The 6093-nt window shown below is 68.9% G+C and carries 6 protein-coding genes and 3 pseudogenes; 7 read left to right on the top strand and 2 right to left on the bottom strand.

Annotated features, from left to right (window positions below; genetic code table 11):
* A pseudogene (locus DSY14_RS26695) lies at positions 1 to 420 on the bottom strand (hypothetical protein); the annotation flags it as partial.
* Between the two features lie 214 nt (positions 421 to 634).
* Here DSY14_RS26695 and rfbA point away from each other — a divergent pair.
* Genes rfbA through DSY14_RS26715 form a run of 4 tightly spaced genes read left to right on the top strand, consistent with a single transcriptional unit; the run spans position 635 to position 3518 of the window.
* The gene (rfbA, locus tag DSY14_RS26700; protein ID WP_211719379.1) at positions 635 to 1531 is read left to right on the top strand and encodes a glucose-1-phosphate thymidylyltransferase RfbA; all 897 of its coding nucleotides are present in this window, start codon (positions 635 to 637) and stop codon (positions 1529 to 1531) included.
* The gene (rfbB, locus tag DSY14_RS26705; RefSeq protein ID WP_211719380.1) at positions 1528 to 2547 is read left to right on the top strand and encodes a dTDP-glucose 4,6-dehydratase; all 1020 of its coding nucleotides are present in this window, start codon (positions 1528 to 1530) and stop codon (positions 2545 to 2547) included. Before rfbA ends, rfbB begins: the two co-directional genes overlap by 4 nt.
* Positions 2540 to 2788, top strand: coding sequence for a hypothetical protein (locus DSY14_RS26710; protein WP_211719381.1), 249 nt, complete (start codon positions 2540 to 2542; stop codon positions 2786 to 2788). The genes rfbB and DSY14_RS26710 overlap by 8 nt, the downstream gene beginning before the upstream one ends.
* A gap of 16 nt (positions 2789 to 2804) precedes the next feature.
* Positions 2805 to 3518 (top strand): trans-aconitate 2-methyltransferase, encoded by a 714-nt coding sequence (locus DSY14_RS26715; protein ID WP_211719382.1) that lies wholly within the window; start codon positions 2805 to 2807, stop codon positions 3516 to 3518.
* Here the strand turns inward: DSY14_RS26715 and DSY14_RS26720 are convergent.
* Positions 3499 to 4467, bottom strand: a complete 969-nt coding sequence (locus DSY14_RS26720) for an NAD(P)-dependent oxidoreductase (protein ID WP_211719383.1) — start codon at positions 4465 to 4467, stop codon at positions 3499 to 3501. The two genes, DSY14_RS26715 and DSY14_RS26720, sit on opposite strands and share 20 nt — an antisense overlap.
* A gap of 243 nt (positions 4468 to 4710) precedes the next feature.
* Between DSY14_RS26720 and DSY14_RS29675 the strand changes: the two are divergent.
* The 3 genes and pseudogenes from DSY14_RS29675 to DSY14_RS29685 all read left to right on the top strand — a co-directional run.
* Positions 4711 to 5403, top strand: a pseudogene (locus DSY14_RS29675) (hypothetical protein); the annotation flags it as partial.
* Between the two features lie 73 nt (positions 5404 to 5476).
* Positions 5477 to 5656, top strand: a complete 180-nt coding sequence (locus DSY14_RS29680) for a hypothetical protein (protein ID WP_374224064.1) — start codon at positions 5477 to 5479, stop codon at positions 5654 to 5656.
* A 53-nt stretch (positions 5657 to 5709) separates the two neighbouring features.
* A pseudogene (locus tag DSY14_RS29685) lies at positions 5710 to 6093 on the top strand (hypothetical protein); the annotation flags it as partial.

A 6093-nucleotide genomic window follows, 5' to 3' on the forward strand; every position in this document is an offset into this window, starting at 1 on the left:
GGCCGCGATCGCCCCCGCGTAGGTCGTCGGCTCCCACACCACCAGATCCGGCCGCCACCACCGACAGAACTCCGTCAGGTCCTCCACCATCGGATCGTTCACCAGCCGGAGCCACCAGGGCACCACGTCGGCGTAGCCGTCCCTCAGGTACTCCCAGGTCACCTCCGCGCCCGGCGTCGCCGGACGGTCGAAGGGGGGCAGCCGCGCGCGATACTCCTTGCCCTGGGCCTTGAGCACGCGCCAGAGCTGGTGGTCCCGGCCGACCGGGACGGCGGTCAGACCCGCCGCGGTGATGTCCGGCCCGAGCTCGGGCTGGCTGGCCACCCGCACCTCGTGTCCGGCCGTCCGCAGAGCCCAGGCCGACGGCACCATGCTGAAGTAATGGGTTCTTTCGGAATACAGCACGAAGAGTACACGCATGAATACAGCCTTACCTGGTTTGTGCGCCGCGTCCTGCCGGCGGGACATAGGAAATTCCGGGGACCCGTATTGTCGGATTCCCATATCCTCGCGATTGAAATCAGTTGCAGTGAGCAGTAGCGTTCCATGGGCAGTCTGAATCATCAGATAGTTCGTCGCAAGCTCAGATTCCGCTTGGTCGGATCAACCACCGAAGGTACGGACAGGGGTGCCCATGAAGGGAATCCTTCTTGCCGGGGGGCGTGGGAGTCGGTTGCACCCCATCACCGTTGGGGTCTCCAAACAGCTGCTTCCCATCTACAACAAGCCGATGGTCTACTACCCGCTCTCGGTTCTCATGCTCGCGGGAATACGAGACGTCCTGATCATCTGTTCTCCACATTCCATGGAGGGCATGCGCACTCTTCTCGGGGACGGATCGCACCTCGGGATGAATATCACCTACGCCCTCCAGGAAGAGCCCAGAGGAATTGCCGATGCCTATCGCATCGGCGCGGACCACGTCGCCGGCGAGTCGAGCGCATTGGTGCTGGGTGACAACATTTTCCACGGATCGGGGTTCCAGGACCTGCTCGCCAGGACGGTGGAGAACCTCGACGGCTGCACCCTCTTCGGCTATCCGGTCACGGATCCGGAACGGTACGGGGTGGCGAACGTCGACGCCGCCGGTCGCCTGATCGGGGTGGAGGAGAAGCCCCGGTCGCCGCAGTCCAGCAACGCCATCACGGGCCTGTACTTCTACGACCCGGACGTGGTCGAGATCGCCCGGGACCTGGCCCCCTCCGCCCGTGGAGAGCTGGAGATCACCGACGTCAACCAGCGTTACGTCGACGAGGGCCGCGCGGACCTGGTGGAACTCGGACGGGGTTTCGCCTGGCTGGACGCCGGCACCTACTCCTCGCTCCTGGAGGCCGGCCACTTCGTCCGCACCCTGGCCAACCGGCAGGGCGTACACGTGGCGTGCCTGGAGGAGATCGCCCTGCGCCTCGGCTACATCACCGCCGAGGAGTGTCACCGCATGGGCAGCGAGATGCGCCACTCGGACTACGGCGAGTACCTGGTCCAGGTCGCGCTGAGCCTGGCCGACACCCCGACGGGGGCCCAGTCATGAGCGTTCTGGTGACCGGGGGAGCCGGGTTCATCGGCTCCAACTTCGTCCGGCGCAGCCTGGAAGACGCCTATCCCGTGACCCGCGGTGCGGCGGTGACGGTCCTGGACCGCCTCACCTACGCCGGCAACCTCGACAACCTCGCGCCGGTGCGGGACGACCCCCGGCTGAGGTTCGTGCGCGGTGACGTCCGCGACGCCTCCCTGGTGCGGGACCTCATGGCCGAGGCCACCACGGTCGTGCACTTCGCGGCCGAGACGCACGTGGACCGTTCCATCGACGGAGCGTCGGAGTTCGTCTCGACCAACGTCGTGGGCACCCAGGTCCTCCTGGACGCCGCCCTGGAGGCGGGGGTCGAACGGTTCCTGCTGGTCTCCACCGACGAGGTCTACGGCTCCGCCGACGAGGGGGCCTGGACCGAGGACAGCCCCCTGCTCCCCAACTCCCCCTACTCCGCGTCCAAGGCGGCGGCCGACCACATGGCGCGTGCCTACTTCAGGACCCACGGGCTGCCCGTGGTGACGGTGCGGACCTCGAACAACTACGGTCCCTACCAGCACCCGGAGAAACTCATCCCGCTCTTCACGACCCGCCTGCTGGAGCAACGCACCGTGCCGTTGTACGGCGACGGGGGCAACGTGCGCGAGTGGGTGCACGTGGACGACCACTGTCGGGGCATCGCCCTGGCCCTCGAACACGGCGCCCCCGGCGGTGTCTACAACATCGGCAGCGAGGACCGGGTCGGCAACATCGACATCGCCACCGCGCTCGTGCGGCTCACCGGAGCGGACCTCTCGCTCGTACGACGCGTCGCCGACCGCAAGGGTCACGATCGGCGCTACGCGTTGGACTCCACCCGCGCCCGGACCGAACTCGGTCACCGGCCGCGGGTCCCCCTCGACCAGGGTCTGGCGGAGACCGTGGAGTGGTACCGGCGCCACCGTGCCTGGTGGTCGCCCTCCGCGTCCGCCGTCCCCACCCCCCGACCCGTAGCCCAGAAGGGAACATCCCATGCCTGACGTCGCAACGGTCCGCCTCAAGATCCAGGAGATCGTCGATGAGGTCACCGCGGAGACCGGTGGCGTCGTCCACATGTCCGACCTCGACTCCTTCGGACTGGTCCAGCTGGTGCTCAACCTGGAGGCGGAGTTCGACGTGGTGATCCTGGAGGAACTCCACGGCTTCACCGGCACGGACTTCGACGACCTCGCGGCCTTCGTCGTCGCCACCACCGGCGACTCCGTCGGATCCGCGGGCTGAAAGGAGGACAGCGCCGATGTACGAAGCCGGTCTGGCCGGGGTGTACGACCTCGTCTACCGCAGCAGGGGCAAGGACTACGACAAGGAGAGCGCCCACCTCGCCGAGGAGATCCTCGCGCGACGACCCGAGGCCGCGTCGTTGCTCGACGTCGCCTCGGGGACCGGGGCGCACCTGGAGTTCCTCCGCCGGCGCTTCGCCCGGGTGGAGGGGCTGGAACGCTCCGAGGACATGATCGGCGTGGCCCGCGCCAAGCTGCCCGACGTCACCATGAACCAGGGCGACATGCGCGACTTCGCCCTGGAGCGCGAGTTCGACGCGGTGGTCTGCCTCTTCTGCTCGGTGGCCTACGTGTCGACGTTCGAGGAGCTGTGCGCCACCCTGTCCTCCTTCGCGGGGGCGGTACCCCGAGGAGGGGTCGTGGCGATCGAACCCTGGGTGTTCCCGGAGGACTTCACCCCCGGCTACGTCTCCTCCCACCTGGCCCGGGAGGACGGACGCGCCGTCGCCCGCCTCTCCCACTCCCGTCGCGAGGGTCGGCTCGTCACGATGGACGTCCACTACGTGGAGGCCACGAACGAGGACGGCATCACGCACTTCACCGACGTCCACCGCCTCACCCTCTTCTCCCGGCAGGAGTACGAGGAGGCCTTCACCCTGGCCGGGTGCACCGTGGAGTACCTCCCACCGGGGCGGTTCGACCAAGGACTGTTCATCGGGACGCGTCGCTGAGGTCGCTCTCGCACATGGCGCGCAGTGAGTCCGTGAGGCCGATCCGGGCGGACCAGCCCAGGATCCGGTCGGCGGGTTCGGGGTCGGCCAGCACCCAGGATCCGCCCAGTCCGGTCCGGGCGCTGGGGAGCGGACGCACGGCCTCGTCGGGGATCCCGGCGGCGTCGGCGAAGGCGCGGACGAAGTCCTCCATCGCCGTCGCCGTTCCGCTCCCCACCGGAATGGCGTAGCCCTGGTCCTCGGTCTCCGCGGCCAGGAACACGGCCCGGGCCAGGTCGCGCACGTCCGCGTAGTCCCGATGCGCGCGGGCCACGTCGACGGTGAACGTCTCCTCGGCCGGCCTTCCCCGGCGGGTACGGACCCGGTCCAGCAGGCGTCCGGGGAACGAGGCGGGGGAGGGGTGCGGGCCGCAGGCGTTGACCAGCCGCAGCACCACCGCTTCGAGTGTTCCGGCGTCGGCCGCCGCCACCACCGCCTTGGAGCCGGCCAGCCGGGTCCGGGCGTAGTCGTTCGCGGGCGCCGGCACGGTGTCCTCGCTCACCGCGCGCGGCCGGGGGACGTCACCGTACTCGTGGACGGTGCCGAGGTGGATCAGACGTGGCGGGCGGTCCCACCCCGCCAGCGCCTCCAGGAGCCGTTCGACCTGGCCGACGTTGCCCTCGTGCAGGGACCGGTGGTCGTGGTCCCACCCGTCGGTCGCGTTCATGGCGTCGACCGCGTTCACGACCACCCCGGTGTCGTGGGCGCGCAGGACCCGTGCCAGATCCCGCGGCGTGGTCCTGCGCAGGTCCATGCCGACGAACGCGTGCCCACGCGTGTGGGCGACGGGGTTCCTGGCGATGACCACCACGCGGTACCCGCCGTGGGCGAAGGCCTCGCACACGTGCCTGCCGATCCATCCGGTGCCCCCGAGAACAGCGACGGTCCGTTTTTCAGAGTGCCACGTCATTCTTGTTTTCCCTGCCTTCCGGGGGTCCTGGTCGAGCAGTATTCTAGGACTCCCGTAATTCACGTTCCAAGGTTATGACGTGCCTGTCCGCGGCCTTGGAAAGCCTTTTCGATCTCCTGCCCGCCTCTGTCCCGCCGGCGGGACGAAAGGTCGCTCCATTGGTCGTACCGCCGCCTGATCAGGGGAATAACTGACATGCGAATTCTGTTCGCCACCTACTCCGAGAAGACCCATTTCTTCAGCATGGTGCCGTTGGCCTGGGCGCTGCGCACGGCCGGGCACGAGGTGCGGGTGGCCAGCCAGCCCGCGCTGGAGAGCGTGATCACGGGAACGGGGCTCACCGCGGTCCCGGTCGGACGGGACCACGTGATGTGGAGCTTCATCAAGCGACGCCCGCAGTTCGAGGAGGACGTCAAGTTCGGGCAGATGCCTCCCTACGACGTCGCGGACCGGCCCGAGGAAGAGATCACCTGGCAGCACCTGCTCGACGCCTACCGCAACATCGTGCCGTGGGCGTTCCGGCTGGCCAACGACCCCATGGTCAACGACCTGACGGAGTTCTGTCGGTGGTGGCGGCCGGATCTGGTGGTGTGGGAGCCGACGACCTACGCGGGGCCGATCGCGGCCGAGGCGTGCGGCGCCGCCCACGCCCGCCTGACCTGGGGACTCGACTTCGACGGACGGTTGCGCGAACAGTTCGTGCGCCTGCGCGAGGAGGTGCCGGGGCGGGAGGACCCGCTGCGGGACTGGATGGCCGGTCGGTTGGAGCCGTGGGGCGCCACGTTCGCCGAGCACGTGCCCCAGGGGCACTTCACCATCGATCAACTGCCCGAGTCCTTCCGGCTGTCGACGGGGCTGGACCAGGTGGGGATGCGGTACGTGCCGTTCAACGGTCCGGCGGTGGTGCCGCGGTGGTTGCGGGCCGATCCGGAGCGACCTCGGGTGGCGCGATCAGCACGACGCCCCGGCCAAGGCCGCGCGTATCCACGCACGAGGGGCCGGCATCCACCTGCCCCTGTCCGAGGTGTCCGTGGACGGGATCGCGGGCGGGGTCCACCGGCTGTTGACCGAGGAGGACTTCGCCCGCCAGGCGAGGGGGCTGAGCGACGAGGTGCGGTCCATGCCCTCGCCCAACGACCTCGTCCCCGAGCTCGAACGCCTCACCGAGAAGCACAGGACCAGGAGTTGAGACCCTTGCGCGTGCTCTTCGCGACCTACGCGGAAAAGACGCACTTCCTCAGCATGGTGCCGTTGGCCTGGGCGCTGCGCACGGCCGGGCACGAGGTGCGGGTGGCCAGTCAGCCCGCCCTGGGCGACGTGGTCACCGGAACGGGACTCACCATGGTCCCGGTCGGTCGCGACCACGACATCCATCGCGTGCTCGACGCCTTCCCCGCGCTCAAGCAGATGGTGTCCGGCGACGAACTGGCGCCCTTCGACAAGGCCGACCGGCCCGAGGAGGAGTCCACCTGGGAGTACCTGCGCGAGGGGTACCGCAACATCGTGCCGTGGGCGTTCCGGCTGGCCAACGATCCGATGGTGGAGGACCTGACGGAGTTCTGTCGGTGGTGGCGGCCGGATCTGGTGGTGTGGGAGCCGACGACCTACGCGGGGGCGATCGCGGCC

The organism is Nocardiopsis sp. MG754419, from assembly GCF_018207095.1.
Taxonomy (GTDB): domain Bacteria; phylum Actinomycetota; class Actinomycetes; order Streptosporangiales; family Streptosporangiaceae; genus Nocardiopsis.

Coding starts and splice junctions, on each gene's coding strand:
- rfbA (WP_211719379.1), top strand. CDS start 635: ATGAAGGGAATCCTTCTTGCCGGGGGGCGTGGGAGTCGGTTGCACCCC.
- rfbB (WP_211719380.1), top strand. CDS start 1,528: ATGAGCGTTCTGGTGACCGGGGGAGCCGGGTTCATCGGCTCCAACTTC.
- DSY14_RS26710 (WP_211719381.1), top strand. CDS start 2,540: ATGCCTGACGTCGCAACGGTCCGCCTCAAGATCCAGGAGATCGTCGAT.
- DSY14_RS26715 (WP_211719382.1), top strand. CDS start 2,805: ATGTACGAAGCCGGTCTGGCCGGGGTGTACGACCTCGTCTACCGCAGC.
- DSY14_RS26720 (WP_211719383.1), bottom strand. CDS start 4,467: ATGACGTGGCACTCTGAAAAACGGACCGTCGCTGTTCTCGGGGGCACC.